Source organism: Halobacillus dabanensis, assembly GCF_900114165.1.
GTDB lineage: Bacteria > Bacillota > Bacilli > Bacillales > Halobacillaceae > Halobacillus > Halobacillus dabanensis.
Genome location: NZ_FOSB01000004.1, coordinates 313667 through 338322 on the forward strand (window position 1 = coordinate 313667; position 24656 = coordinate 338322).

At 40.8% G+C, this 24656-nt stretch carries 22 protein-coding genes and 1 pseudogene; 6 read left to right on the forward strand and 17 right to left on the reverse strand.

The features are described from left to right. Positions 1-27: 27 nt before the first annotated feature. The 4 genes from BMZ58_RS09240 to BMZ58_RS09255 form a co-directional block, all read right to left on the reverse strand. Positions 28-771, reverse strand: a complete 744-nt coding sequence (locus BMZ58_RS09240) for a PRC-barrel domain containing protein (protein ID WP_075036255.1) — start codon at positions 769-771, stop codon at positions 28-30. A gap of 191 nt (positions 772-962) precedes the next feature. Next, positions 963-1304 carry a YflT domain-containing protein gene (locus tag BMZ58_RS09245; protein ID WP_075036256.1) on the reverse strand — a complete coding sequence of 114 codons (342 nt, stop codon included), beginning with the start codon at positions 1302-1304 and terminating at the stop codon, positions 963-965. Between the two features lie 173 nt (positions 1305-1477). Further along, positions 1478-2599: a glutamate 5-kinase gene (gene proB, locus BMZ58_RS09250; protein ID WP_075036257.1), complete on the reverse strand. Its 1122-nt coding sequence runs from the start codon at positions 2597-2599 to the stop codon at positions 1478-1480. Positions 2600-3020: 421 nt separating this feature from the next. Then, the gene (locus tag BMZ58_RS09255; RefSeq protein WP_075036258.1) at positions 3021-3776 is read right to left on the reverse strand and encodes an AraC family transcriptional regulator; all 756 of its coding nucleotides are present in this window, start codon (positions 3774-3776) and stop codon (positions 3021-3023) included. Between the two features lie 121 nt (positions 3777-3897). Here BMZ58_RS09255 and BMZ58_RS09260 point away from each other — a divergent pair, with 121 nt between their 5' ends. Continuing rightward, positions 3898-5820, forward strand: coding sequence for a right-handed parallel beta-helix repeat-containing protein (locus tag BMZ58_RS09260; protein WP_075036259.1), 1923 nt, complete (start codon positions 3898-3900; stop codon positions 5818-5820). A gap of 248 nt (positions 5821-6068) precedes the next feature. Beyond that, a pseudogene (locus BMZ58_RS21750) lies at positions 6069-6209 on the forward strand (nucleotidyltransferase domain-containing protein); the annotation flags it as partial. A gap of 417 nt (positions 6210-6626) precedes the next feature. Here the strand turns inward: BMZ58_RS21750 and BMZ58_RS09265 are convergent. Next, a complete protein-coding gene (locus tag BMZ58_RS09265; RefSeq protein ID WP_075036260.1) occupies positions 6627-7193 on the reverse strand; it encodes a dihydrofolate reductase family protein in 567 nt (188 codons plus the stop codon). Positions 7194-7387: 194 nt separating this feature from the next. Here BMZ58_RS09265 and BMZ58_RS09270 point away from each other — a divergent pair, with 194 nt between their 5' ends. After that, complete coding sequence (locus BMZ58_RS09270; protein ID WP_075036261.1) at positions 7388-8347, forward strand: helix-turn-helix transcriptional regulator; 960 nt, start codon at positions 7388-7390, stop codon at positions 8345-8347. A gap of 1003 nt (positions 8348-9350) precedes the next feature. Here BMZ58_RS09270 and aldA read toward each other — a convergent pair. After that, positions 9351-10805, reverse strand: coding sequence for an aldehyde dehydrogenase (gene aldA, locus BMZ58_RS09275; protein ID WP_075036262.1), 1455 nt, complete (start codon positions 10803-10805; stop codon positions 9351-9353). A 197-nt stretch (positions 10806-11002) separates the two neighbouring features. On the opposite strand from aldA, the gene rhaM reads away from it, so the two are divergent. The 3 genes from rhaM to BMZ58_RS09295 all read left to right on the forward strand — a co-directional run bounded on the left by rhaM (position 11003) and on the right by BMZ58_RS09295 (position 13453). Continuing rightward, complete coding sequence (gene rhaM, locus BMZ58_RS09280; RefSeq protein WP_075036263.1) at positions 11003-11317, forward strand: L-rhamnose mutarotase; 315 nt, start codon at positions 11003-11005, stop codon at positions 11315-11317. A 412-nt stretch (positions 11318-11729) separates the two neighbouring features. After that, complete coding sequence (rhaD, locus tag BMZ58_RS09290; RefSeq protein WP_075036265.1) at positions 11730-12578, forward strand: rhamnulose-1-phosphate aldolase; 849 nt, start codon at positions 11730-11732, stop codon at positions 12576-12578. Positions 12579-12664: 86 nt separating this feature from the next. Then, on the forward strand, positions 12665-13453 hold the full coding sequence (locus BMZ58_RS09295) for a DeoR/GlpR family DNA-binding transcription regulator (protein WP_075036266.1): 789 nt from the start codon (positions 12665-12667) through the stop codon (positions 13451-13453). A gap of 120 nt (positions 13454-13573) precedes the next feature. Here BMZ58_RS09295 and rhaA read toward each other — a convergent pair whose 3' ends face one another. The 11 genes from rhaA to BMZ58_RS09340 form a co-directional block, all read right to left on the reverse strand. After that, positions 13574-14830 (reverse strand): L-rhamnose isomerase, encoded by a 1257-nt coding sequence (gene rhaA / locus BMZ58_RS09300; protein ID WP_075036267.1) that lies wholly within the window; start codon positions 14828-14830, stop codon positions 13574-13576. Positions 14831-14850: 20 nt separating this feature from the next. Continuing rightward, positions 14851-16260, reverse strand: coding sequence for a rhamnulokinase (gene rhaB, locus BMZ58_RS09305; RefSeq protein ID WP_075036268.1), 1410 nt, complete (start codon positions 16258-16260; stop codon positions 14851-14853). Positions 16261-16486: 226 nt separating this feature from the next. Next, the gene (locus BMZ58_RS09310) at positions 16487-17458 is read right to left on the reverse strand and encodes an AraC family transcriptional regulator (protein ID WP_244151521.1); all 972 of its coding nucleotides are present in this window, start codon (positions 17456-17458) and stop codon (positions 16487-16489) included. An 89-nt stretch (positions 17459-17547) separates the two neighbouring features. Beyond that, entirely contained in the window at positions 17548-18195 is a 648-nt protein-coding gene (locus tag BMZ58_RS09315) for a bifunctional 4-hydroxy-2-oxoglutarate aldolase/2-dehydro-3-deoxy-phosphogluconate aldolase (protein ID WP_075036270.1), read from the reverse strand. A 23-nt stretch (positions 18196-18218) separates the two neighbouring features. Continuing rightward, the gene (locus BMZ58_RS21700; protein ID WP_341864773.1) at positions 18219-18761 is read right to left on the reverse strand and encodes a PfkB family carbohydrate kinase; all 543 of its coding nucleotides are present in this window, start codon (positions 18759-18761) and stop codon (positions 18219-18221) included. Continuing rightward, positions 18758-18997 (reverse strand): PfkB family carbohydrate kinase, encoded by a 240-nt coding sequence (locus BMZ58_RS21705; RefSeq protein WP_341864777.1) that lies wholly within the window; start codon positions 18995-18997, stop codon positions 18758-18760. Before BMZ58_RS21705 ends, BMZ58_RS21700 begins: the two co-directional genes overlap by 4 nt. Next, positions 18993-19154, reverse strand: a complete 162-nt coding sequence (locus tag BMZ58_RS21710; RefSeq protein WP_341864774.1) for a hypothetical protein — start codon at positions 19152-19154, stop codon at positions 18993-18995. Before BMZ58_RS21710 ends, BMZ58_RS21705 begins: the two co-directional genes overlap by 5 nt. Before the next feature lie 104 nt (positions 19155-19258). Further along, on the reverse strand, positions 19259-20092 hold the full coding sequence (gene kduI, locus BMZ58_RS09325; protein WP_208601415.1) for a 5-dehydro-4-deoxy-D-glucuronate isomerase: 834 nt from the start codon (positions 20090-20092) through the stop codon (positions 19259-19261). A 40-nt stretch (positions 20093-20132) separates the two neighbouring features. Then, positions 20133-20891 carry a 2-dehydro-3-deoxy-D-gluconate 5-dehydrogenase KduD gene (gene kduD / locus BMZ58_RS09330; protein WP_075036310.1) on the reverse strand — a complete coding sequence of 253 codons (759 nt, stop codon included), beginning with the start codon at positions 20889-20891 and terminating at the stop codon, positions 20133-20135. Positions 20892-21004: 113 nt separating this feature from the next. Further along, positions 21005-21775: a DeoR/GlpR family DNA-binding transcription regulator gene (locus BMZ58_RS09335; protein ID WP_244151522.1), complete on the reverse strand. Its 771-nt coding sequence runs from the start codon at positions 21773-21775 to the stop codon at positions 21005-21007. 198 nt (positions 21776-21973) lie between these two features. Next, positions 21974-24547 carry a rhamnogalacturonan lyase gene (locus BMZ58_RS09340; protein WP_075036272.1) on the reverse strand — a complete coding sequence of 858 codons (2574 nt, stop codon included), beginning with the start codon at positions 24545-24547 and terminating at the stop codon, positions 21974-21976. Between the last annotated feature and the right edge of the window lie 109 nt (positions 24548-24656).

A 24656-nucleotide genomic window follows, 5' to 3' on the forward strand; every position in this document is an offset into this window, starting at 1 on the left:
CTTTTAAAAGAGAAAGGTCTTTGGTTATTATTCCATCCAATATGGAGGCTTATTGAATGCTTTAAATACCGATTCTTCATAATCGCGATCGATGGTAAGATCAGGATGATAAGCAGGCGCTTTCACTAATGATTCTTTTTCCACGGAGATATGAAGGCTCTCATCCGCCCACCTAACATCTGTAATCCAGTCCGTAGACACCAGAAGGAACTTCTCTTCTCCTTCAATTTTGGAGCGTATGACCACATAACGGATTTTCCAAGTTTTATCATCTATAAGAAAGCTATCGATTTCTCCTGCCTCTCCATTATAAGTAAAAACGCGATACCCTATTACCTCAGAAGTCTTTCTAACTTGAGACACTTCTGCTTCTTCCTCTGTCATTTCATTGAACTCCTGCTGCGCCAACTCATATGGATAAAAGCCTGGCCCCCATACTCCTGGAGCTCCCCAATAATTCCCCCATCCGAAATACTGGTTCATTCGTACTTCCTGGGCGCGGGATACAGGTTGATCTGCGTCAATATCTGGACTATTTTTCACCTGTTCTTTAGTCAGACTGAAAGAAATATGGTCCGCCTGGTGATTGATATTTTGAATGGAAATTGGCGATAGAAGCACCTTTCTTCCTGGCAGCCATTTTCGTGTATCTGCTACCAGGTAACGGATAGCCCAATTTTCATCATCGAATAAAAATGCATCCACCTTGCCCAGTTCATCGTCTGTTGCATGGATTGTATAACCTTCTATATACTTTTCATTATGAATCATTCTACCCCTCCTCCTTTTTATGACTGATTCCCACAAGTGCTTTCAATAAACTTATAGATTTGTATCTCTTCTTTTGCAAATACGGGGGTTTTTCTGCTGCAGCAGTATATTAAAGTACTGGTTCAATAAATAAAAGCGGAGAGGTCGATACCTGAGACCACTCCGCTTTTTAAATAAGAATCCTGCAATTTTTAAAATTGGACATCTTCTTCATTTGTTACGACCAATAATGTTTTTCCCTTTTCTAATTCTTTGTGTAATTCCTTAGCCTTGGATTGTTCGAACCCAATCTCTTTCATCTTGGAAATCAACTTATCATCTTTCCCACGGAAAACATTCTTTGTCGCTGTACCGAGCCCAGTTTCGCTTACACCGATCTTATTGGCATCTGTTTGTCTTTTCGTACGTCTGACATGGTCATTGTCATGAGAGAGAATGTAGATGTTATCTTCATCTACTCCGTGTTTTTTAATTCGGTCGATAGATTCACCCATTTGTTCATCATCACCGAAAATTTGATAGTTCGGTTGCATTGATATCGCCTCCTTTAGAAAGAAGGTTCCCTTATGGAGGAACAACCTAAACGATGAAGAAAGTCCTGTTAAATTATCATAGGTTCGTATTTTGCTCTTGATATTAGAAGGAAGATCGTTATATAACACCGGTTTTCGAGATGAAAACTAAAGTACGGGCAATTAACTCACTCCTACTGCATTCTCATTCTATTATGACTTACCCAATAATTCCTATGAATAACAACCTTTTGGCCATTATCGGCTTTTATCATTGCTTCAGCGCTTGATAATCCCTTAACTTCTAATAATTGATTGGAAGAAAAATTCACACTACCTTTTCCGATTAGTTCCCCTTGAATGTTAACTACCTCCACTACATCGTTGGCCTTGAAATCACCAATAATATTTGTTACACCAGCAGGCAGGAGACTTTTACCATGTTTTAATATAGCAACTTCAGCACCCTCGTCCACTTCAATTCTTCCACTGGGAATGGAATGTAGCGCTACCCATTGTTTGGAATTATTCATACTAACCTGTGAGCTGCTACCGATATATGTTCCATCCCCTTTCCCACCTAGAATATCAATAAGTTTTTCACTCCCCATCCCAGACCCAATAAATACGTGCACGCCTAAAACCAATGCTGTACGTGCTGCCTCTAATTTTGATTTCATCCCACCAGTTCCTACTTTTGAACCAGCTTCAGAAGCCTCATTTATTAAATAATCATCAATTTCATGAAGGAAGTCATATTTTTTCGCATTTGGATGAATTCGTGGGTTTTGATCATAGATCCCATTGATATCCGTTAATATCATTAAAAAATCCGCATGTACAAGACCACTAACCAGCGCGGATAACATGTCATTATCACCAAAGGTCAATTCTTCAATGGACACGGAATCATTTTCATTAATAATAGGTGTTACATTGCGCTTCAAGAGTTCAGTTAAGGTTGTATGTGCATTTTGATATTGTTCTTTGTACAAAAAGTTTTGTCTTGTTAACAATAATTGAGCTGCCACAATGCCATGTTTTTTAAACGCTTCTGTATAAGCTTTTAATAATTGTCCTTGCCCTACCGCTGCGGCTGCTTGTTTACCGGCAATCGTTACAGGGCGTGAGGAATAGCCAAGATCTGTAAAGCCGGCTGCAACTGCTCCGGATGATATCAAAATCACCTCATGTCCAAGCTGCTTCAAACGTGATATGGCATCTACGTGCTCACGTAACTTTTCACTATTCAGCCCACCATTGGAATTTGTTAAGGAGCTACTACCTATTTTGACAACGACCCTTTTCTTACTCATTTTTCATTCACCCTCCGCTTTTTATGTATAAAAATGCTCTTCCACCCTTATACAAAGGACGGAAGAGCACTGTCTCCGCGGTCCGCTTTTATTGATGTTAGATACACCAAATTCCCACTTATTATCCTTTAGCGGAGAAAAATTGGTTAGAAGGTTGCCTAACAACTCAAGGGACAGGTTCCATAGCTTTTTTCAGTCGATGAATACTTCTCTACTTTATCTGGGCCTATTTAATAGTTCTCTATCATTACTTTCAACATTACACTTTTACTTGTTCATCTTCTATATTAATAAATTATTATGAGATAAATTCAATTAGGAGTCAATGTGAAAACAAACGGAAGTTGTTTAAAATACCAAAACGACTGACCTTTGCCATAGGCATTTCGTTTGGTGCTTTTGTGTAACAGAACAATGCCTGTTACGAGATTTCTCTATATCTACTAGGTGAAAGCTTAGTGATCTTTTTAAAATTCCGATTAAAAGACCGCAAATTATTATAACCACAGTTCATTGCAATCTCACTAATGGTCTGCTGACTATTCTTTAACAGATAACAAGCTTGTGAGATTCGGTATTGAGTAAGGTATTCGGTAAAGGATATGTTCGTCATATGGACAAAGAGCTTGGATAAATAGGCATAATCATATTGCAGGTCTTTAGCAACAGCTTTTAACGTGCAATCATAACTATATTGTTTGTCTACGTACAGCAGTATTTTATAAAACACCTTCGTTTTTGAAGAATATTCAACTGGGGTCAGTCTCGTATGATCAACTAATCTTCCACATATGTCATAGAGAAAACTCTTCTGCCAATAAATGGAGTTCAATGTATCCAGGTCAGGGACTTCCCTTAAATGAATGACATTATTTTCTGGTATATATCCCTTGGCGTTCATAAAAAAATGCCCAATTAATTCAGGTGAAAAAATTACGATGGTTATATTGGAATGATTTACTGTCTTAAACTCATGGATCTGGTTATTAAAAATAAAAGCCACATCATTTTGTTGTAGTAAATATTCTTTTTTATCAACGGTTACGAGTAATTCTCCTTCATTCACGATGATGAGCTCATACGCTCGGTGAAAGTGGAGAGGAAAGTTCTCATTAACTAGTGTGAAAAACTCAAACGATTCTTTCTCTTCTACTCCATGATCCTCAAAGAAAACCACGATTTTTTCCTCCCACCAAAAACACTAATATTGTCTTAAATTATACTATATTTTGAATAGTATCTAAATTTTCCAATTCTTATAATAATTAGAGAGTTGCTATAAAGGAGGAAAAGTAAAAATGACTTTTGAATATCATGTAGCAAAAAATGGCTCGGATCTTAATGAGGGAACGAAACTAAATCCATTCTTAACTATCAATCAGGCAGCATCTGTTGCAACAGCTGGCGATACGATCATTGTCCATGAGGGAGAGTACCGGGAATGGGTGAAACCAAAAAATTCAGGATTAAGCAAAACACGAAGGATCATCTATAAAGCCGCTGATGGAGAGAAAGTTGCCATCAAAGGCTCCGAGAGAATTAAAGATTGGCAGCAAGTAGAAGGAACTGTCTGGAAAACCACTCTGCCAAATGCTTTCTTTGGTGACTATAATCCCTATAAAGAAGAAATCTTTGGTGACTGGGTTGTATATAATCCAGGGAGACATCTAGGAGATGTTTATTTGAATGGGAAGTCATTTTATGAAGCGGAAAACATGGAACAAGTGAAAAACCCTACTGTTCAAACAGAAGTATTGGATCACTGGACAGATAAGGTTGTCCCTGTCCACAATCCAGTCCAGACAAAATATGTCTGGTTTGCAGAAACAGATGAAAATACCACAACGATTTATGCTAATTTCCACGAAGAGGACCCTACTCAAGAATTAGTCGAAATAAACGTACGAAAATGTTGCTTTTATCCAGAAGAAACGGGAATCAATTACATTACCGTCCGCGGTTTTGAAATGGCCCAGGCAGCGACTCCATGGACACCACCCACTGCTGATCAACCAGGTTTACTGGGCCCCCATTGGAGTAAAGGATGGGTTATCGAGGATAATATTATCCATGATTCCAAGTGCAGTGCCATTAGTATCGGTAAAGAAGCTTCCACTGGAAATAATTATCGTTCGAAAAGAAAAGATAAACCAGGCTATCAATATCAGTTAGAGTCTGTCTTCCTAGCTGAACATGCCGGCTGGACTAAAGAGAAGATTGGTTCCCATATTATCCGCAACAACACCATCTATGATTGTGGACAAAACGGTATTGTTGGACATCTGGGATGTGTGTTCAGTGAGATATATAATAATCATATTTATCATATCGGTTTAAAGAGAGAGTTTTATGGACATGAAATAGCAGGGATAAAGCTACACGCACCCATTGATGTACAAATCCATCACAATCGGATCCATGATTGCTCTCTAGGAACATGGTTAGATTGGCAGACACAAGGTACAAGAGTAAGCAGTAACCTTTATTATCGAAATAACCGGGATTTGTTTGTCGAAGTTAGCAGTGGCCCCTTCATCATTGATCACAATATTCTAACAGCGGATTATGCCTTAGATAATCATGCTCAAGGGGGCGCCTATGTAAACAATTTAATTCGCGGGAAAATGGTTCATCGGAAAATGCTTGATCGACCAACTCCCTATCATGTCCCACATAGTACGCAGGTAGCTGGGTTTGCTGCTACCTATGGAGGGGATGATCGCTATTTCAATAATATTTTCATAAGTGATGAAGGTCTGGAAAATGTGGGCACTGATCATTACAATGGTTACCCCACCTCATTAGAGGAATACATTGAGATAGTACATGAAAACCCTGGAGATCATGAAGCATTTAATAAAGTAGAGCAGCCTGTTTATATTAACCACAATGCTTACTTAAATGGTGCGAAATCCTTTGAAAGAGAAGATGGAAAAATAACAGCAGACCAATTTGACCCGCAATTAAGTATTACCGAACAAGGAAATGAAGTTTATCTTTCTTGCGTGCTTCCAGACGATTTCGAGAAAATGCTGGGAGAGGTTCAAACTACTCAAACCTTAAATAGGGTACGTATAGTGGATGCAGATTTTGAAAGTCCAGACGGAAGCGAAATAACATTGGATACGGATTACTTAGGAGATAAAAGGTCAGAAAAGAGTGTATTGGGACCGATCAGTAAGTTGCAAAAAGGAAAAAATCATATAAAAGTATGGGGGTAATAATTGCGGTGTCTGACCCCTGCCACTCTACTAAATTAAAGTGCGATTTATTTTTATTGTAAGGAACGAAAAAAGAGCTTATTCCCTCATCAGGAAGTAAGCTCTTTTGTTTTGCAGCTTTACTACGTAAGAGGAATGTGTAAGCTAGACCTTAGATCATGCTGCCCATTACTCGGATATTTAATAGGACAATAATAAAGACCCATAGAACCTTGTTATACTAAGGTTTCCATCAATTTGGTTCCTGGGTTCGACAGGAAGAAAAACGTAGCTCGGATATCGACATCGCTATCGAATCGTACTCCCCGATCTCTCCTTCTAAATGGAATAAACTGATCGAGCAAATCGAAGAGTCTACCATTCCTTACAAGATAGATGTGGTCAAGTAAACACGCGCTTTTTCCTTACTGGAGTTGTTCATTCAAAATAGATTTTAGTTGTTCTAATATTTGTTCCCGAAAATCTGCAGGACCTCCCATAATATCCCTTCCTATTTTTTGTCCCATTATAGCATATGTCCATCATATCTATTATGGGTTTTCCTTCTCCACTTCCCCCAACCAGAAAATGGATCGCTATCAAGACCCTTATTAACTACACCAGAACCTAAATTCAGCTTGCTCTATTTCATAGATAAGCCTCCGTTTTTATAAGACTCGAATTCAAGATAATCAAAGCCATGGGATGGTTCATATGCCTTTGTCGGAAGTGCTAGAACCGGCCACTTGCTTCCCGTATTGGAAATATAGGAACTATTGAAGTACCTTTAATGATAATTTATTCAAATATAAAATACATTACTACAATTACTTTTCATCAATATCGTAAATCAATTGTACAACTCCAGATGAAAACGTCCTTGAATTAACCAACTTTAAGTTGAACCTCTTCTTTATATCTACAAATAAAGGTCTTCCTTCTCCTAAAACAACAGGATGAACAGATAATCTAAATTCATCAACAAGTCCCAAATTCACAAAAGTTGTAATAAGACTTGCTCCTCCATAAAGCCAGATGTCTTTTCCTGGCATATTTTTTAATTTATTCACTTCTTCAAGAATATTATCGTTTATATATATTGCTTTACTATGAAGCCCTTTTTGTGTTCTAGAAAACACATACTTTTCTTTACTCTGGATTAGTTCCCACAATTCTTTTTCTGGCTCAGATTCTTCTGACGCATGATACTCCCCCCACAAATCATAGCTTTTTCTACCATATAAAATTGTATCAATTCTATTTAAAAAATTTGTGAACTCCATCTCCGGATCCATAATACACCAGTCTATTTCACCATTTTTCCCTTCCACAAAACCATCTAAAGTGACTGCTAAATCTAAAAGTACTCTTCTTTGTCTTCCGTTAGTGGACACAATTCTTCATCCTTTCATAAGCTTATAATTCCCTTTATGCTTCTATTACTTATCTGGCAAAAGTTTATTATTAAAATAGTTGTGTGATTTTCTAAATTCTTAGTTCCTCCCATCCTTTCTTTCCATGTACCTATATATTAAATTAGATATATGACATCTAATGTCATGATTAAAGAAATTAAGGAGAATAGCTGATGAGAGCTGAAAGGTTAATTAAGATTTTACTTCTTTTACAACATGGCGAAGTCGTATCTGCTCGAGAAATATCAAAAGAACTTGAGGTTTCCGAAAGGACCATCCATAGGGATATGGGAGCATTAAGTGCTGCTGGTATCCCAATTTATGCTGAAAGAGGACAAGCAGGAGGGTGGCGGCTTGTCGATAACTGGAAACAAAAATTAAGTTGGTTGAAGGAAAAAGAAATACTATCACTATTTTTGCCTCATGCTGAAAAGATTATTAATGATTTGAATATGGGTCCTTCCTCAAAGGATACCAGGGATAAACTACTATTGTCCTTACCAGAAGAAACCAAGCAAAGTGTGGAAAAACTTTGGGAAAGGGTCCATGTGGATATGGGGAGATGGAGGAATAATAAAATTGAAATAAACCCTGCCATGAAAGTAATGAAAGAAGCAGTTATGAATAATAAAAAAGTGAAGATTATTTACCAAAAAGCAAATGCGGAAACAAAAGAATATGTAATCAAACCACTTGGACTAGTTGCCAAATCAAGCACTTGGTATGTGGTATCAATGAATAGCTCCGATGAATTTCGCAACTATAAAATCACGCGAATTACTGAATGTGAATTAATGGATGAACAGTTTAACAGGCCTCGTGATTTTAACCTTTTTGACCATTGGGAGAACTCCAAAAAGCAATTCGTGCAAAGTCTACCTGAGTTTCGTGTGAAAGTAACAGTTTCTCCTTTTGCTCTTGAACGAATCAGGTTTACTGGACGCTTCGTTCAAGCAGATGATGTGAAAGTTAGAGACCATTACTGGACAGAATTAGAATTGACTTTCAATACTGAAGATGAAGCTGTTAATTTTATAGTAGGTTTTGGTAACCAAGTGAAAATTCTTTCCCCATTGAATTTAATTGATAAAGTTAAAGATAGAGCAAGAGAAATACTTGTTTTATATAGATAAGTATTCAATAGATCCCCAAGTGAAAAGGCCATCTTTTCTTATGTACAGGGGGGTTGCAAGTATAAGGACGCTTGCTTGCTGTCATCTACGCAGGATAACAACGAGTGGATCCCCCAACACTTGACTCTGAAGAAGGCAACGGAGCCCGTTTATCTGGAAGCTGAGTCTTGTCCAATCCTACCCTTCACTTGAAGACTCAGTTTTGAGATTAATTGTCTTGAATAACCATTATTTCAAAAAATCGCCCCTTTACCACATGTATTTTTACAAAGAAAAAAAGCCTTCCAAAAGTTTATAAACTCTTGAGAGACTTGTAAGTGTAGTTAGTAACCAGTTAGAATCCAGTCATGTAAAAGCAGAGTATGCTACTCATTGAAATAGCAGGAACAATAACATTCCACTTATAAAAATAGCAGCCTTCTGAAAGCTAATAGAAATTCTTTTGTCTCTTTAATTTTCTTTTCCACAGCGGGCTCTCTCAAATTATTTTTACCCAACAACTGATACTTCCTACACTATAGGACTTAAATAATATAATTTGACTTTTTAATAATACCCTTGCTTTTCTGCATCTCAGCAATTGATGTTTTCCGATCTTTTGATGATATTTCATCTCTCAAATACCTCTTTAATTCCGACTAATCTGTTATCCTTTGAACACTATTATTATCTGACCAAACATTTAAAATCCTCTCTTTGTAATTAAAGAATACAATTGTATGTATCCATCCGGGCTTAATAGTTTTACTTTTTAAGTAATTCGAGAGGATTAGCTGACTGTTACACCTGATTAACATACTTATTAACCACCTCACCCTGATAGCCCATTAAACAGTCAATTTTCGGAACGGGGTTTTTCCATTCTCGTAAGCTGTTAGCACTTTTTGCTCGAACGTAAACTATAGGATTTTTTTACATATAAAAATCCCTTTAGATAAAACCAACTGGTTTTATCTAAAGGGGAGCGTATTATATTGACAAGCTAATATATAAAGTTAATTTATTAATATTGGATATAGACGGCATGAGTTTGCAAAAATTCTTCCAGTCCATGTTTCCCATCGGCCCCACCAATACCCGATTTCTTCCAACCCGCATGGAATCCTTGGATAGCTTCAAAACTTTCACGGTTGACGTAAGTCTCACCGAATTCCAATTCGTTGCTTGCTCTCATTATATGATTGATGTCCTGTGTAAAAATGGCGGAAGTTAAACCATATTGACAATCATTAGCAAGTTCGATTGCTTCATCCAATGTGGAGAAAATAGAGATCGGTAAAACAGGGCCGAATATTTCTTCGCGCATGATTTCCATACTGTTATCAACGTTGACCAATACCGTCGGTTCGTAGTAATAACCTTTTGTATCGTCTCCACGCTTTCCGCCTGTAAGGACTTTGGCGCCTCCTTCAACCGCACGTGCTACCATATCTTCCACATTCTTCAAACCACCTTCACTGGAAAGTGGTCCCATGTCCACACCTTTATTTTCTAACGGATTACCAAAGGTGACTTCAGACATCGCTTTCGTAATTTTTGTTATGAATTCATCTGCTACATCTTCATGGACATAAACACGCTCTGTACAGTTACATACTTGACCTGTATTAATCACACGGGAGTCGATGACTGATTTAACGGCTAAATCAATATTCGCATCATCCATGACAATGGATGGTGCTTTTCCGCCCAATTCCAAAGAGACATTTGTAATGTTTTGAGATGCTTTCTCCATCACTTTCGTTCCGGCATCTGTACTTCCGGTCAGACTGATCATGCTAATTTTAGGGTTTTTGGAAAGTTCTTCACCCACTACTCTGCCTGCCCCTGTGACAATATTGATGACCCCTTTTGGCAGCCCTACTTTGTCAAGAATTTTCGTAAATTCCAAGGCATTATTTGGAGAAATACTGCTCGGCTTAAGTACAATCGTATTGCCGGTCAATAGAGCTGGTGCTGCTTTTCTTGCTATTAGGAAGAACGGGAAGTTCCACGGTAAAATCCCGGCCACCACTCCGATCGGTTGTTTGTAAATTAAAATGTTTTCGTTTTCCCGGTCACTCGGAACGATTTCCCCTTCATACTTGCGCGCCCAACCAGCAATGTATTCGAAATAATCTGCCGTTACACTCACTTCAACCTTCGCCAGGTCCAATGTTTTCCCCATCTCTTCCGAAATGACAGCAGCTAGCTCGTCCACATTGTTGCGAAGCTCATTACAAATCGCAAATAGATATTTGGCCCTCTCAGAGGATGATTTTTTTCTCCATTGTTTTTGTGCTTGTTCGGAAGACTCAATGGCTTTTTGCGTGTCTTCCAGGGTTGCTTTTGGCACGGTAGAAATGACCCTCTCAGTTGCAGGGTTTGTTACTTCAATCTTTTCCTGATTACTCGAATCAACAAATTCCCCATCAATATACATTTGATATTCTTTTGTTAACGCTTTCACTTCTTTCATGTTATCCTCCACCCTTTATATTGAATTGGATTTTCTTTTATCATCATAAAATTGCAAAAGAAATAAGTCAACAAAAACAAAGAAATAACTTTTATTTTGTTTTGTTTTTGTTGACTTGTAGGGGGTATGACTTTATTATGTAGGTAACTTTCAAAGAATCTATGAGGCAATAGGACTTAAATAAATGAGGTGAAAATATGTTCAGAAAAGCATTTATAATGAAAGTTTATCCAGACCAACAACAAGAATATGAAAAGAGGCATCGGGAAATCTGGCCGGAGATGGTAGAAGAACTTCGTAAGCACGGTGTGAAAAGTTATTCTATTTTTCTAAACTCAAAGACGAGCGAACTGTATGGGTACCTTGAGATCCAGGATGAGAAGTTATGGAGTGAAATGGCGGAGACAGAAATTAATCAAAAATGGTGGAAATATATGAGTCCTGTGATGGAAACGCATCCGGATCATCGTCCGGTTTCCTTTGATTTACAAGAAGTGTTCCACCTGGAGTAAAAGGAATGTATGGCAAACGCTAGAGCTTCGAGCGTTCTCCACGGTAATGACTAACCTTTCGATCTTCAGATTTCATCCTGTTCCAAAAGAAAGGATAATCATCCCACCAACCATTTACAACAAAAAGGCAAAAAACGACCTTTTTTTGCTTTTGTTTTTGTTGATTTAGAGGGTTAATCAAGGTTATCATGGAGATAGATATTACCAGTTGTGGTTTAAAAAAACGTTTCCACCAGAAGGATTTGAAGATTTTATAAGGTATCTCCCCGTATTTTTTTAAAAGAAAGTAATGCTTTTCATCCCAATCCATTTGGGTGCTTGTCCATATACAATGGCTTTTCCAAGAGGGCTAATGGGATTAATGGATATCAAAAATAAATAAAGGCTTTAGTTAGCAGAAAGGATTTACAAGATGAGTGTTATGAACAATGTACAAATAAATCAAACCATTTTAGACGCACCTTTTATACAAGATATGATGAACAATACCTATGATATGTGGAATCGTGGATGGGATGAGCTGAATGGCGGAAATATCAGCTGCCTATTGGATGAAGGAGAAGTCTCGAACTACTTAAATGTAAATCATGTACTACGAACTATCGACTTAGCTTTCCCGGTACCTGAACTTGCCGGTAAATACTTTATCGTTACAGGGTCTGGGAAATACTTCCGTCATGTACGGGAAACCCCGGAAGAGTGTCTCGGAATTATACGTGTAAGTGCCGATGGTGAAAGTATAGAATTGTTATGGGGACTGCGCGACGGAGCTCCGCCTACAAGTGAACTGGCATCACATTTCATGAGCCATATCACCCGTTTGAAAAAGGATCCCTCTCATAGGGTCATCATGCATTCCCACACGACACATTTAATCGCCATGACCTTCAACCATGAACTGAATGAAGTCTTTTTTACAAGAACGCTCTGGAAGATGTGCACAGAATGCCTCGTGGTTTTTCCGGAAGGGGTAGGGATTCTGCCATGGATGGTGCCAGGCACAGATGAAATCGGACGGAAAACGGCTGAGAAAATGACGGACTTCCGGCTAGTAGTCTGGCCGCATCACGGGATTTTCGGTGCAGGTAAATCCTTATCAGAGGCATTCGGACTGCTCGAAACCGTTGAAAAAGCAGCGCACATCTATATGCTAACAAGTGCCCACAAAGAAGGAATCAGACAAATGATCACAGATCAGGACTTAAAGGCACTTGCTAAAAGGTTTTCGGTAAACCCGCCTGAAAAGTACTTCACCGAATAAAGAAAGAGGTTTTTTCACCGATCATATATGCTATCCTTAAATTCAAACAGGCAATTTTCCTCGATCTATAGAAAGTTGGTGTGTAAATGCTCATAGCTGAAAGACAGCAAAGAATTGTTGAACTTGTTAATGAACAAGAAAGTGTAAGGGTTTCGGAATTGAGTAAGATTTTTTCTGTTACAGAAGAAACCATCCGAAGAGATTTAGAAAAGCTGGAAAAGAATAAAAAGCTGGCGAGAAGTCACGGGGGAGCCGTTAGCCTTCAACCTTCCGATTCATCAGAAATCCCTTATACCAAGCGTGAAATCATAAATATTAAAGAAAAAAAGCTGATTGCTCTGGAAGCTGTAAAGCATGTTAACTCTGGGGACAAAATCTTATTAGATGCCAGCACAACAGCCTGGTATATGGCTAAAGCTTTACCTGATGAACCGCTGACCGTCCTTACCAATTCCATTAAAGTGGCTCTGGAATTGAGCGACAAGAAAGAGATTACGGTCATTTCAACAGGGGGAACATTATTATCTAAATCGCTCTCTTATGTTGGTCCTTTAGCTGAAGCTTCTTTAAAAACCTATTTTGTTGATAAAGCTTTTATTTCATGCAAAGGGCTTCATACAGAACGTGGGATGAGTGAATCCGATGAACATCAGGCCATCATAAAAAGAACGATGGTGAATAGTGCAGAACGGACGTATGTTTTAGTCGATTACAGCAAATTTGGTGTTCAGGATTTCTCCCGGATCGATCAATTGGATGTCATTCACCGGGTAATTACCGATCACAATGCCTACCCTTCCGCCCTGCAACAACTGGAAGAAAGAGGTATAGAAGTCACAGTAGTCGATACAGTTTCTCAACAGGAAGTCATTTGAGGGAAAAGGGATAGAATTTAACCCGAAATCTATCCCTTTTCTCTCGTACACAAAAACATCCACCACTGAGGGGCTTCAGTGGTGGATGTTTTATATTGAAAAGCTATACGTACTCGTTTTTCAGGATCGCTTGGATAGAACTTCTTCCTCATATTTCCGGACATCATTCAACCATGTTTCTTTGACAGGAACATCCATTTCCTCGCAATAATAATCCCAGATAGCACCGAACGGATACGTCTTGAACTCCTCCATCAAGGCTAAACGATCCGTGAAATTCCCCGCTTCCTGCAGTTCCTTCAAATGGTCATTTGGAAGCAGCAGACCATATAATAAAGCTTTGAGCATATTCCGTGTACCAATCGTCCAGGCTGCGACTCTGTTAATGCTTGCATCAAAGAAGTCCAGCCCTATACGAACCTGATCCAGCGCATCGTTTCGGACAATTTCCATTCCGATTTCTTTCAGTTCATCATCCAGTGCAACCACATGATCACTATCCCATCTTACAGGTCTTGAAACATGGAGAGCGACCTGATCGCTGTATAATAGCATAGCCGAAATTTTATTCGATACGACTTCTGTAGGATGATAGTGTCCTGTATCCAATAAGCATAATTTGTTGTTCTTCAAGGCGTATCCCATATAAAATTCATGAGAACCTACCACATAGGCTTCCGATCCAATTCCGAACAGCTTACTTTCTACAGCATCCACATTGTATTGTTCATCAACCTTATCTGCAAAAACCTTATCCAGTGATTCTTTCAATCGTTTCCTTGGCGTCAGACGGTCACTAGGAATATCTTTGTACCCATCAGGGATCCATATATTTGTCAGGGCAGGTGTTCCTAACTCTTTTCCAAAATATTCTCCAATTTTACGACTGGCGATACAGTGACGAATCCAAAAGTCTCGGATAGATGGATCCGGGTGGGACAACGTTAACCCGTCATCCGCTTTCGGGTGGGAGAACAGGGTGGGATTGAAATCCAGGCCAAGTTTATTATCTTTTGCCCAATTGACCCAGTTTTCAAAGTGTTCTGGCTTCAGTTCATCCCGTTCAACTACTTCCCCTTTTGTTTCCCCATAGATCGCGTGAAGGTTGATCCGATGGTGACCAGGGATCAGGGAAAGCGCCATCTCCAAATCGCTTCGGAGTTCGTCCGGAGTCGATGCTTTACCCGGATAATTTCCAGTCACATCGATTCCTCCCGAAAGCTCCTGCTGGTTCACTTCAAACCCTTCGACATCATCCCCCTGCCAGCAGTGAATCGAAATCGGTACGTTCTTTAATTTTTCAAGGGCTCCCTCTACATTAACGCCCCATTTTTCATATTCTTCTTTCGCCCATTCAAAATTTCCTTTAATGGTCATGTCCGTTCCTCCTCTTTTTTTTATACGGAAACCTTCACATATTCCTTAATAGAAAAGGATCGTCTAATAAGGTCCCTGGCCTGATCAATGCTCTCCAATTCCTCGAGAGAGAGTAATTGTGAAACAATATTTCCGATTGCCGTAGCCTCTACCGGTCCGGCGAGCACCTCTTTCCCCGTTGAATCTGCAATTAGCTGATTTAACATTTCATTCTGGCATCCACCACCAATGACATTAATCGTGGAGAACTCTTTTTCAAAAATCTCTTCAATTTGCCGGATCGCTTGTTTATATCGATCTGCTAAACTGTCAAACACACATTTAGCGACTTCTCCCGGCGTTGAAGGAGGGGCCTGATCCGTTTCTGTACAGTACTTCCGAATTTCTTCCACCATATTTTCCGGTTTTAAAAAGCGTTGATCGTCCACCTCGACCTTAGATGTGAAATGCCTCGCCTCATGGGCTAAGTCTACAAAGTCCGCGAAAGAATAGTGATCATGGTAATTCCGCTTGACCTCCTGGATGATCCAAAGCCCCATAATGTTCTTTAAGAAGCGAAAGCGATAATCGATTCCCCCTTCATTCGTGAAGTTGTAATCCATTGCCTTTGGGACACAAATCGGGAATCGATTTTCAACTCCGATGAGAGACCAGGTTCCTGAGCTGAGATAAATCGTTTCATCGACTGACGGGACAGACAGGACAGCTGACCCTGTATCATGCGTCGCTGGTAAAATGACCTCCATATCAAAACCGAATTCATCAGCCAGCTCTTTTCTCAAGGGGCCAAGTTTTGTTTTAGGAGGCTTTATTTCGTGAAACATGGAAGAATGAATGCCTAACTGTTCTATCAATTCCTTATCCCACTGCTTCGTAAAGGCATTCACTAACTGGGTGGATGTGGCGTTCGTATATTCATTGGCTTTCACACCCGTTAGTAAAAAGTTCAAATAATCCGGAATCATGAGAAATGATGTTGCCTTATCCAATATTTCCGGGTGATTTTTTTTCAAGTAATAAAGCTGATAAATCGTATTGAATGTTTGAAACTGGATGCCGGTTTCGAAATACAATGTTTCCTTACTCACGATTTGAAGGACTTCCTCCATCATCCCGTCTGTCCTTTGATCACGATAGGAGACAGCTTCCGTCAACAATTCATCATTCTCATCCAACAGAACAAAATCAACAGCCCACGTGTCAATTCCGATACTTACGGGTTCTATTTCAGCCGTACAACACTTCTTTATCCCGGCTTTGATTTCATGAAAAATCTTCTCCATATCCCAGCAGAAAAACGCTCCGTTTTTGCTAATCTTATTTTCAAAACGGTGGATTTCCTGAAGGGTTAACCTGTCCTCTTCCACCTTGCCCGCCATTAACCTGCCGCTGGAAGCTCCTATGTCCACGGCTATACTATATTTACTCACATCATCACCTCTTCGTGTAAGCGCTAACTACGTTTATCATAAAGGGTTATCCCGTTTCTTAAAATAACGCCATTCATTTAATTATTGTCCTTATTTGCAACAGAAAAAGATGTGAAATGTGTGGAACAGCCAGCCCTGATTCGGGATTCTCCCTCTTTTCAGGCCATTTTCTATCCTTTTTTGGCACATAAAAAAAGAAGTGGGGCACTTGATTATCGCCACACTTCTAGATCTCTCCAAATTGGTCCCGGTACTGTTTCGGAGTTACTCCGTATTTCTTTTTGAAAATCCGGTAAAAGTAACTGATGTTGTCATATCCTACCTGTTCCACAATAGAAGAAATGGAGAGATGATTGATTTTTAATAGATCCATCGCTACACTTAATCGTTTCTCCTGTAATAAATCTTTAAAGTTTTTGTTCGTTATTTTTTTAATGTTCTTGCTGAGCCAATAATGAGTTTGATTCAATTCTTCTGCCAGTTCATATAAATTGGCCGTCCGGTAATGCTCTTCAATATATTTTAAGGCTTTCATGATCATCTGATGTTCAAGATTCCCGTCGTTAAGCTTTTTCAGTTTATCAGAATGTTTGACGAGCTCAATCATGAGTAAACCCATATACAGCTTGATTGAAGACTGAGACAAGAGGCTCGGCTCCATAATTTCCCTAATCACCTGTTTGACGAGCTCCTGGATGGACTCCACTTCAGAAACGGCAAAATAAAGGAACTGTCCATTCTGCGTATGTTCAAATAGACTGTTTATCAGGAAATCATTCATTGTATTCTCTGTATTATCGGTCGTCAAATAGGTGAAAATATATTCAAAGAACTTGGGGCGGATGATGAAGTTGATAATGATATCTTCTCGTTCACATGCTTTTATTTCATGCTCAATAAACTGATTCAGCAGAATCAATTCCCCTTGTTTCAGCCGAATCGGGGTCTCCCCTACGGTTTGCTCGAGTTTGCCGCTGTATACATAATTCATCTCGATATAGTCATGCTTATGCTTCGGAAAATCCGCATATCTTGCATGTTTCCTGATCATGATCATTTTATCTGAATCCATCAACTTCTCACTTTGAATGATAAAATCCCCACTATTTGTATAGAGGTCTTTTTTCACTTGATTGCTTTTCTGTAACAGTGATTTTTCTTCCTCTGTTTCCTGAAGTAGCTGATGTAGGATATCCACTGACAATTATCGTTCACCCTCTCCCTTATGTAGTCGACACGAGAGGTATATGGATTTCCGCAGCTCAATCTCGCTGCGGAAAAGAAGGGTTATGATCTCGCTTCTCTTACGGCTTCGGTATAGGATGTAGCCATTTGTTCCAATTCAGCAAAATTTCCTTCTGCAATTAAAGTATGATTGACAAGGTTTCCACCTGCCCCAATAGCAACTGCTCCAGCCCTTATAAAGTCTGCCGCATTATCGAGATCAACGCCACCTGTCGTCATGATTGGAATTTGAGGTAACGGTCCTTTCATGTTCTTAATGAACGAAGCCCCTACGGAAGAGGCCGGGAAAACTTTCACCATGTCGACTCCCATCTCATAAGCCGTAATGGCCTCCGTCGGCGTCATGACCCCTGGAACAGATAGTTTGCCATATCGAAGCGTCGTTTTCACAACGTCTTCGTTCAACACCGGGCTTACAATGAATTCAGCCCCACTATCAATCGCCTGTTTTGCCGTTTCACTATCCAGGACAGTTCCCGCTCCAATAATCGCCTTACCTTTGAAGGCAGTCGTCAGTTTTCGGATAGCAGCGAGTCCATTCGGATCATCAACGGTTACCTCAAGGGCATTTACACCCCCCTTAATCAGACTTTCACAAACCTGTTCAACAGCATGTTCCGGTACTTTACGAATAACAGCCACGACACCACTTTCTACTACCTGATGGAATAGAGTAATTTTATTGATCATCACACACACTTCCTAACGAGAAATTATTTGCTGAGATTGGTCAGGGTTAACTTGCCCCCAGAAAGGATAGCCTTCCATATCTCCTTCCACAGATAAAGCGTAACTCCGATTCGGTTGCCGAACTTGACAGCTTTCTCATAGTCCCATCCACGTAATAGCCCTGAAATGAAACCTGCTGCGAAACCATCTCCTGCTCCAGCCGTATCCACTACTTCGTCTACTTGATACCCTGAAACATATGCATTCTCACTTTCTGTGGCAAAATACGCTCCTTCACTTCCAAGCTTGACTACGGCAACTTTCGCTCCCTGATTTATGAAAACTTCGGCGATTTCTTTAGGGTCACTGGATCCCGTCAGAAGTTTGCCCTCTTCTATGCCTGGTAACACAATATCCACCTGCCCGGCAATTTCCATAAGTACTTGTCTGGCCTTTTCTTCCGACCACAATTTCAAACGTATATTCGGGTCGAAAATAATGGTCTTCTTATGTTTTTTTGCCAGCTTGATCGCTTCATCCACTGTTTCTTTACAGCTCTCACTTAAAGCTGGAGTGATTCCGCTCAATGAAGGTATTTGGCCGATTGAAGATAGTTTTCGTCCAAATCATCAGGAGATAGCAAACTCGCTGCGGAATGGTGCCGGTAATAGTAAATGTTTGGATCCTGATTGGTCATTCTTTCTTTAAAAAATACAGCCGTAGGAGCCTGGTTATCGAAAGCTACGCCAGAAGTGTCCACCCCTTCTCCCCGGATGACATTCTGGACATACAGCCCGAACTCATCCTGACCGAGTTTGCTAATCCAGCCTGCCTATCTGGTGATCGAGCCTTGTCAGGGCAATAGCAACATTCGTCTCCGCCCCGCCCACTGTTTTCCTATAAGAATCTACATATCTGAGCGGACCTGTCGAACCCGGCTTGAATAGAACCATACTTTCACCAAGAGTTATAACATCCATGATTTCGCTCCTGTTCATCATTTTGATCTTCCAATGGTCAGATTAAAAAATTCCCACCAGAAGCGAGAGAGTACCTCCCGCTTCTGATGGTTCCCTGATTACCTTTATTTTAACTCTTCCATTTTCACGTGATCCATATCATCGAATGTATAATTTTCTCCGGCCATGGCCCAGATAAAGGTATAATTGTTTGTACCAACACCTGAGTGGATCGACCAAGGGGGAGAAAGAACTACTTGTTCATTTTTCACCACTATATGACGGGTGTCATCCGGCTTGCCCATGAAATGGAATACACGGGATTCTTCGTCCATATCGAAATATAAGTAAGCTTCCATACGGCGATCATGCACGTGCGGCGGCATCGTATTCCACATGTTGTTCGGGGCAAGAAGCGTCATGCCCATCATCAGTTGACAGCTTTGCAAACCATCTCCGTGGATATATTTATAGATCGTACGATTGTTAGATTCCGCGTCAGATCCTAATTTCGTAGGAGTGGCATCTTCAATCGGAAGTTTTTTTGTCGGATATTCCTTATGAGCAGTTGCAGAGGCTAAATAAAAACGGGCAGGCTTAGAAGCATCGACACTATCCAACTGCACGTCTTCATTTCCGCGACCGACATAAAGGCAGTCGCGTTTGTTCAGTTCATAAGTTTCCCCATCGACGATGACTTTCCCTTTCCCTTCAGAGATATTGATGATGCCGATTTCTCTTCGTTCCAGGAAGAATTCAGTTTTCAGAGTTTCCTGATCTTCTAGTTTCAGAGGTTTCACTGTCGGGACAGCACCCCCAGTAATGACTCGATCATAGTGAGAATACACCATATTGATTTCACCTTCTACAAAAAGGGACTCTACCAGGAATTCACTTCTTAATCTTTCACCATCATACTGTTTAACATCTGTCGGGTTAGTTGCATACCTTACTTCCATTTCCATTCTCCTCTCATTTTTGAATCTTTCTATAAATTTATTAAGAGCTCATCCATCCACCATCAACGCAAAGGATGTGGCCATTCAAGTAGTTCGCTGCATCAGAGGCGAGGAAAATAGCTGCTCCCTGTAAATCTTCCGGGGTTCCCCATCTGCCCTGAGGGATTCTTGCTTCAATAGAGGATTTACGCTCTTGATTTTCACGAATCGGCGCTGTATTATCTGTCGCAAAATATCCCGGGGCGATAGCGTTTACATTTAAGCCTTTACTTGCCCATTCATTGGCTAAGGATTTAGTAATCCCGGCCACAGCATGTTTACTGGCGGTATATCCCGGAACGGTCAATCCTCCCTGAAAAGATAGCATGGAAGCGATGTTGATGATTTTTCCAGATTCCCGCTCCAGCATATGCTTTCCGATTTCGCGTGATAAATAGAAAACGGAGTTCTGGTTAATGTTGATGACACTCTCCCAATCCTCGTCTGCATGCTCCGTTACAGGATTGCGGCGAATGATTCCAGCGTTGTTGACTAAAATATCCACATTTCCAGTTAATAAGGTAGCCTGTGAAGCCAGCTGTTTGGCTGCTTCAGGATCCGTAAGATCTGCCGTTAATTCATAATATTTCGATCCTGAACCCTCAACAAGCTCCTTCGTGTCTGACTTACTATTTCCAGAACTTACACCGATAATGTCTGCGCCAGCCTTTGCAAGACCGACCGCAATCCCCTGTCCCAGCCCTCTGCTGGAACCAGTCACTAATGCAACTTTTCCTTTTAAAGAAAAAAGCGATTCTATCAAATGATTTACCTCCCTGAATTGAAAGTTCTCTTTTGTTTGAAAATGTTCGTTACAGTTTGTATATTACCATTTGATTTCGGAAAATTCAACCTTTCCACACCATTAATCTACTATTCTTTTATTGCAACCCTAACATTAACGCCTTTATCCTCTATCTCTTTTATGGCAGAGTGGTCTAATTGATCGTCCGTTATAAGTTCACTTACATTTGTTATCTCGGCAAATTGCACCAAAGCTACTTTTTCGTATTTCGTAGAATCTGCTACGAGAGTGACATGATCGGCACAGTTTATGATCTTCCTTTTCCAGTCGGCGTGCAGGCTATTAAGTACCGTTAAACCATGCTCAATAGAAAAGCCTGTCGTTCCAAAGAAAAGACGATTCACCCTCAGCCTTTTCAAAGCTTCTGTAGCCTGATCTCCGAGCAATGAAGAAGAATGATGAATCCGGGTGCCCCCTAGCACAACAAGCTGGACATTTTCTTTATCATAAAGAATGTACGCAATTTTGATATCGTTGGTAATAACGGTTACCGGGAAGTCACCGAGCCTTTCCGAAATCGCACTCGTCGTACTTCCTCCATCCATTAGAATCGTTTCATGTGGTTCAATCATCCTTACAGCTTCCCTTGCGATGGCGTCCTTAATTTCTGTCTTGCTGGATTGCCTCTCACTGACAGGTAGGATTTCCCCTTCCTTGTTCTCCAACATAGCACCACCATGGATCCTCTTCAATAATCCCTTTTCCTCCAAAGCTTCTAAATCGATTCGTACGGTTTTTTCCGTTACACCAAGCAATTGGCTTAGCTGGGAGACTTTGACCGTTTTGTCCGTTTCTAATTTATTTAAAATGATTTCATATCGTTCAATAGATAACATCATTTCATGCCTCCTTATTTCTTCACACTCCTCATTATAATATATAAACGAACAAAAATAAACATTTACAAACCTTCATATCCTTAAAGGTAAGAGGGCACCGGCTACACAATAATCGGCATCCACTCTTCCTTTGAGGTCGATAGAAAGACCGCCCCCAGTCACCTGTAAGACGGCCTACGGATGTTTTATCTTTTTGTCCTACTTATTTCCCTTCTTTTCCCACTGATCGGTTAAAAGTTGAACATAATGGGTCAAGTTTCTTTTAGCCTGGGGAGAGATGTATTTCTGCTTCGTTTCATCGTTAAGCCGTTCCTCATACTTGTTCAAAAATTTGAGCGCCTGCTTTTCCGATCCCTTTTCCAAATGGTGCCTCACCTGTTTCAAAGTGTTCGTTAACTGGTAGAGTAAAGGACCCGTTAGTTCTCCGCTTTCCTCATATTCACCCATCCTGTTTTGTAACACCGAGAGGAAACTGGAAGTCGATAAATCTGGAACAGGAACGCTATTCCAGTCCATATCCGATCCGAGATAGAAGCTAGTGTAGGTAGGCTGGTTATACGCCGAGTTTTGTCTTGCGATTCCCACCCGATATTGCGGGTTGTGCATTAATGTATATAATTTGTGATCCGTCACCTCTGTACTGAGATACATCCGAATGGAAGAACTGTCCTTTGTTCGCAACAGCAATTCTTCTCTCCAATCACCGAATAGATCGGCTACAAGGGCAGGGTTCCCTTTTGTACCATTGTTGGTCAACGTATCTGTAGCTGTGAGCAGATTCCCTTCTTGCCAGTCTTCAATGGAAGGCGTGTCCTCCGATGCACCTGTAACGATTTGTGTCGTCATATCCGGAGACCACTTGATGTTCATGTTTGTACCCGGTGTTTCCGTACTGATTTGTTCACCATCTGCCGTCCATACTCCAACTGCCCACGTTTCCAGGCCTCTCCGCTCAGGGTCAATGTCCCCGATCATTCCGCGACCGGTATCTTTCCCTGTGTAGCCGCCATAAATCGCTTCACCTGTCCCGGAGTCCCGTAAAACATATCCATACGGAGCAGTGGCGCCATTTTCATGAACAGAGAATATCTCTAATCCCGGTCTATCCGGGTCGATATCCGTTACGTGCATCGCATCTCCATGTCCCAGTTTAGCGTCAGTCCCCGGTGCTGCACTTTGGGCCGGTAATGTATCCTTTGAACTGTACATCAACGTACCATCATGATCAATTGCGGCTCCTCCATAGATCACTTCCTGCTTGCCATCATCATCTACATCCGCCACACTCAATGAGTGGAATCCCTGATTAGTGAGGGAGCCGAATTCAACATCCGTCCCTGATTGATCATGGGGCCGGTCATTGAAAGGATTGCTCATCGGAGTCCAGCCACTATCCACCGACCAGTGTTCCTCAATCCGCTTCCCGTCCCAGCTGTAAGACACAAGGGAAGCTCTCGTGTAGTAACCACGCGCGAAAATGGCGTAGGGTTGTTTCCCATCCAGGTAACCGACTCCGGCGAGAAAACGGTCGACCCGGTTACCGGGCTCAATTCTCGACATCGCATAGTCTCCCCACATAAGACCATCATCATGGCGTCCCGGCTTGTAATGGACCGTGTCCATTTCATCACCCGTCGCCCCGTTAAATACGGTCAAATATTCCGGCCCTTCCAATATGAAGCCTTCAAATTCCCTTAAGTTGTTACGGCTGCTTCTACTTGGAGCATACTCATCCATGAAGTAATCTGTCAGACTTTCCGCATCTTCTCTTGATAACGGATAGCTGTACCGTTTCTCGATTTCGAAAGCTTCCTCAAGCGTCTCTGGCCAATGACCACTTGTCACTTCCTCATGCTCATGCCAGTTCATGAACATTTCTACAACGTGCTCATAATAATCATCACTGCTCATCCGGTAATCGTCCTTATGACTGTAGCCATTTTTCCTGTCTTCTTCAGGCATGGTGATGAATTCCTCCGATGTTACATTCCCCGCATCATCGTACTGAATAATCTTTGTACCGGGAGCCGTTTTCAGCATCAATTCTGATTTTCCGTTTCCGTCAAAGTCATAGACTAAGAACTGCGTATAATGCGCCCCCGACCTGATATTCACTCCCAAATCAAGGCGGTAAAGGAGAGTTCCGTCAAGCTCATAGACATCGATATATGTATTTCCGGTATAGCCTACCTGGGAGACGTCTTTCGAGTTTGATGGATTCCATTTCACAAAGTATTCATACTGTCCGTCGCCATCCACATCACCTACGCTCATGTCGTTAGCGGAATAAGTATAAGTTTCTCCATCAGGTGTCGTCCCATCTTCCGGTTTTACAAGCGGCAGTTCATAATACTGATTTTCCCATGGAGAAACGGATGAACTTTGGTCGATTTCTTGCCCGTCCCTTATAGCTGTGACATAATATTCCGATTGATCCGCCCCGTCCTTGTCCAAATAGTTCGTACTGTCTTCCACTGTGGCAATCTTACTTCCGTTACGATAGACTTGAAAAGTTGTACCCGTCAGACCTGTACCGGAAGAACCGGTCACCTCGTCAGCCAACAGCCTCCAGCTCAGGAATACCCCTTCAGAGGTAGACGCCGCAACCAGTCCGCGGTCGAGATATTCCAACTGCACACCTTCCCCATTTCCTGTTCCCTCGTGTTTTTTCCAATCAGAGGCGGAAGCACGGAACGTTCCCATCATCAGTAGAGGGACAACTAAAGCGATCATACATACCTTTTTAACAAGAGAAGATTTATTCAAATACATGTTTCATCACCTTTTTTGTATTATTTGAAATCGTTGCAAACGGCTATCCAAATAGATTATAAATTAAGAGAAAATTCAGTTAATTAGAGAGGGTCTATGGAAAGCACAC

Bases quoted from the DNA above. Each gene is read 5' to 3' on its own strand.
- BMZ58_RS09240 (WP_075036255.1), bottom strand. From the start codon at position 771: ATGATTCATAATGAAAAGTATATAGAAGGTTATACAATCCATGCAACA.
- aldA (WP_075036262.1), bottom strand. From the start codon at position 10,805: ATGAAAGAAGTGAAAGCGTTAACAAAAGAATATCAAATGTATATTGAT.
- BMZ58_RS09340 (WP_075036272.1), bottom strand. From the start codon at position 24,547: ATGTATTTGAATAAATCTTCTCTTGTTAAAAAGGTATGTATGATCGCT.
- BMZ58_RS09315 (WP_075036270.1), bottom strand. From the start codon at position 18,195: ATGATCAATAAAATTACTCTATTCCATCAGGTAGTAGAAAGTGGTGTC.
- BMZ58_RS09270 (WP_075036261.1), top strand. From the start codon at position 7,388: ATGAGAGCTGAAAGGTTAATTAAGATTTTACTTCTTTTACAACATGGC.
- BMZ58_RS09335 (WP_244151522.1), bottom strand. From the start codon at position 21,775: ATGATGTTATCTATTGAACGATATGAAATCATTTTAAATAAATTAGAA.
- rhaM (WP_075036263.1), top strand. From the start codon at position 11,003: ATGTTCAGAAAAGCATTTATAATGAAAGTTTATCCAGACCAACAACAA.
- BMZ58_RS09260 (WP_075036259.1), top strand. From the start codon at position 3,898: ATGACTTTTGAATATCATGTAGCAAAAAATGGCTCGGATCTTAATGAG.
- BMZ58_RS09295 (WP_075036266.1), top strand. From the start codon at position 12,665: ATGCTCATAGCTGAAAGACAGCAAAGAATTGTTGAACTTGTTAATGAA.
- BMZ58_RS21710 (WP_341864774.1), bottom strand. From the start codon at position 19,154: ATGGATGTTATAACTCTTGGTGAAAGTATGGTTCTATTCAAGCCGGGT.
- rhaD (WP_075036265.1), top strand. From the start codon at position 11,730: ATGAGTGTTATGAACAATGTACAAATAAATCAAACCATTTTAGACGCA.
- rhaA (WP_075036267.1), bottom strand. From the start codon at position 14,830: ATGACCATTAAAGGAAATTTTGAATGGGCGAAAGAAGAATATGAAAAA.
- proB (WP_075036257.1), bottom strand. From the start codon at position 2,599: ATGAGTAAGAAAAGGGTCGTTGTCAAAATAGGTAGTAGCTCCTTAACA.
- BMZ58_RS09245 (WP_075036256.1), bottom strand. From the start codon at position 1,304: ATGCAACCGAACTATCAAATTTTCGGTGATGATGAACAAATGGGTGAA.
- kduI (WP_208601415.1), bottom strand. From the start codon at position 20,092: ATGGAAGTAAGGTATGCAACTAACCCGACAGATGTTAAACAGTATGAT.